Genomic DNA, 555 nt, shown 5'->3' on the forward strand with positions numbered 1-555 from the left:
CCCCCGGCGAGACCGTCGTCGGGCCCAACCCTCCCGGGCACGGCATCGCCGGCCCCCGCGAGCACGGCTTCTCCGGCCTGAACGTGATGACGATCTGCGACCCGGCACCGGACTTGTACTGCGCCACACCGGGCGACGACCACCTCCTCAACGGCATCGGCTCCGTGCTCGGCAACGCAGGGCTCTCCGGAACCGGGGACGACGCACCAGCCAACCCCGCGGACACCGCGACCGCGCGGGACCTCGCAAACCTGAACATCGAGAGCGTGAAGACCGCGCCCAGCCGCATCCAGGCTSCACTGACCGCGGGAGACACCGCCGGCGCCCGCACGATCGCCACGCAGGCCCGCACCGACAGCACGGTGTTCCGCAGCCTCGCCAAGAACATCGGCGACGGATACGCCGCCGCGACCCTGACCGACTTCTCCAAGGACACCTCGCAGTTCCGGGCCAGCGCCGTCCTCAACACCGTCCGCAGCGTCGACGTCGACAACCTCTCGAAGGTCCTCGACGGCCTCGCCGACTCCGCGAGCTCCCTTGGCGCCGATCAGCTGA

1 protein-coding gene is annotated in these 555 nt (G+C 70.8%); it reads left to right on the top strand.

Going from position 1 to position 555, the window contains the following annotated elements:
• Positions 1–555 (top strand): hypothetical protein (locus AC1DQC_RS20150; protein WP_477052998.1); only part of this gene is annotated, 555 nt, incomplete at both ends.

The organism is Cellulomonas sp. P4_H12 (assembly GCF_056400905.1).